The sequence below is a fragment of the Nocardioides sp. NPDC057577 genome, from assembly GCF_042801335.1.
Classification (GTDB): domain Bacteria; phylum Actinomycetota; class Actinomycetes; order Propionibacteriales; family Nocardioidaceae; genus Nocardioides.
Genome location: NZ_JBHVGB010000326.1, coordinates 1 through 1,841, shown reverse-complemented (window position 1 = coordinate 1,841; position 1,841 = coordinate 1). Strand labels below are relative to the sequence as shown.

The following is a 1,841-nucleotide window of genomic DNA, read 5'->3' as shown; positions in this document are numbered from 1 at the left end:
TCGGGATACCCCCCTGCCTCTATCTGTCCCTAGACTGATCGTCGCTCGGCCGAAGTGGCGGAATAGGCAGACGCGCAGGATTTAGGTTCCTGTGTCTTAGGACGTGCGGGTTCAAGTCCCGCCTTCGGCACACAGAGTCCGGGTCCGACCCGGGGCGTCCCAGGGTCGATCCTGATGGACAACAGACCCTTGACCCTCAAGGATGGAAGCACAACACCCCATCTGAGGAGAGATGAAGTCATGTCGTTCAAGGACAACGCGGCAAACTGGCGCGATGGCGTCCAGAAGGGCGTCGAAGGCGCCAAGCCCGCCGTCGAGGACGCCAAGGTGAAGTCAGCACCTCACCTTGTCACCGGCGGCGAGAAGACCATCGAGAAGGCCGGCGAGTTCCGGGCTCAGATCGAGGCCAAGCGGGCCGCGATGGCGTCCGCACCTGACGCCGAATCGCCGCGCAACCAGGCCCTGTCGGGCCTGCTTCAGGTCGGCGCCGCCGCGACCGATGTCGCCGCCCAGGCGGGCGAGTGGCTGAAGGAGACCGGTTCCAAGTGGGGCACCGACACCGGCCCCGTGGTCGTCGAGCCCAAGGAGATCCCGGGGGACGTACCTCCCCCGCCGGACTTCAAGAAGCCCGACGACCAGCAGTAAGGACTACGAGGCGAGGCCGAGGTCGCGGCGGAGCTTGGCGACGTGTCCGGTCGCCTTGACGTTGTACTGCGCGACCTCGATCTTGCCCTCCTCGTCGACCACGAACGTCGAGCGGATGACGCCCTCGACGACCTTGCCGTAGAGCTTCTTCTCGCCGTAGGCGTCGTACGCCTTGTGCACCGAGAGGTCCTCGTCGGAGGCCAGGGTGATGGTGAGCCCGTCACGCTCGCGGAACTTCGCGAGCTTGGCGGGCTTGTCCTTGGATACGCCGACGACCTCGTAACCGGCGGCCTTCAGCGAGTCGATCGAGTCGGTGAAGTCGCAGGCCTGCTTGGTGCAGCCGGGGGTCATCGCGGCGGGGTAGAAGTAGACGATCACCTTGCGGCCGCGGAGGCTGCTGAGCGAGACCTCCGCGCCGGTGTCGTCGGGAAGAGTGAAGTCGGGGGCCACATCGCCCGGCTCGAGACGCGTCATGACGCCAACCTACCCAACTGATCCGGCGAACCGCAGCGGTGGAGCACGCAGTGGACGTACGCCGGTTGCTAAGGTCTGCGCATGTCCAAGGACCAGACTTCCTCGCTCGAGTCCGAGATCGAAGAGATCCGCGACCGGCTCGCAGGCACCATCGACGAGCTGATCTATCGGGGCAGCCCCAAGACGATCGTCCAGCGCCAGGTGGCGGCCTTCAAGGCGGTCTATGTCGACCCGGTATCCGGGGAGCCGAGGATGGGCAACATCGCCAAGACCGTCGGTGGGGTGGTGGGCACCGTCGTGCTCATGGCCACGCTGCGTAAGATCTCCAAGGCCAACTGACCACTCCCCACCGGCAAGGCAACGACGGACGTGACCGACAAGACCCCCATCAAGATGCTCCACGACCGGGTGCTGGTCGAGGTCGGGTCCGACGCCGGTGAGCGTCGTTCCTCGGGCGGCATCGTCATCCCGGCGACGGCCGCCATGGGCGCGGCCCGGCGGCTCACCTGGTCACGGGTGGTCGCGGTCGGTCCGCACGCGCGCGCCGTCGAGATCGGTGACCGGGTCCTCTTCGACGCCGACGACAAGCCGGAGGTCGAGGTCGCCGGAGAGGTCTACATCCTGATGCGTGAGCGTGACGTGCATGCTGTCGCCGCTGAGCGGATCGCTGACGAGTCGACCGGCTTGTACCTGTAACCCTGCCGAGTCGGCTCGTTCTGACG

General features: G+C 66.3%; 4 protein-coding genes and 1 tRNA gene. 4 read left to right on the top strand and 1 reads right to left on the bottom strand.

Annotation, left to right across the window (positions count from 1 at the left end):
- Window positions 1-48 precede the first annotated feature (48 nt).
- Together ACFU7D_RS29520 and ACFU7D_RS29515 are read left to right on the top strand one after the other, a co-directional pair.
- Window positions 49-130 (top strand) — tRNA-Leu (locus ACFU7D_RS29520).
- 110 nt (window positions 131-240) lie between these two features.
- Window positions 241-645 (top strand): hypothetical protein, encoded by a 405-nt coding sequence (locus ACFU7D_RS29515; protein ID WP_378728781.1) that lies wholly within the window; start codon window positions 241-243, stop codon window positions 643-645.
- 3 nt (window positions 646-648) lie between these two features.
- On the opposite strand, the gene bcp is transcribed toward ACFU7D_RS29515, so the two are convergent.
- Complete coding sequence (gene bcp, locus ACFU7D_RS29510) at window positions 649-1,119, bottom strand: thioredoxin-dependent thiol peroxidase (RefSeq protein WP_141806014.1); 471 nt, start codon at window positions 1,117-1,119, stop codon at window positions 649-651.
- Window positions 1,120-1,200: 81 nt separating this feature from the next.
- Between bcp and ACFU7D_RS29505 the strand changes: the two genes are divergently transcribed.
- Together ACFU7D_RS29505 and ACFU7D_RS29500 are read left to right on the top strand one after the other, a co-directional pair.
- Entirely contained in the window at window positions 1,201-1,458 is a 258-nt protein-coding gene (locus tag ACFU7D_RS29505; RefSeq protein ID WP_378728780.1) for a DUF3618 domain-containing protein, read from the top strand.
- Between the two features lie 54 nt (window positions 1,459-1,512).
- Window positions 1,513-1,815 (top strand): co-chaperone GroES, encoded by a 303-nt coding sequence (locus ACFU7D_RS29500; RefSeq protein ID WP_045549525.1) that lies wholly within the window; start codon window positions 1,513-1,515, stop codon window positions 1,813-1,815.
- Window positions 1,816-1,841 lie beyond the last annotated feature (26 nt).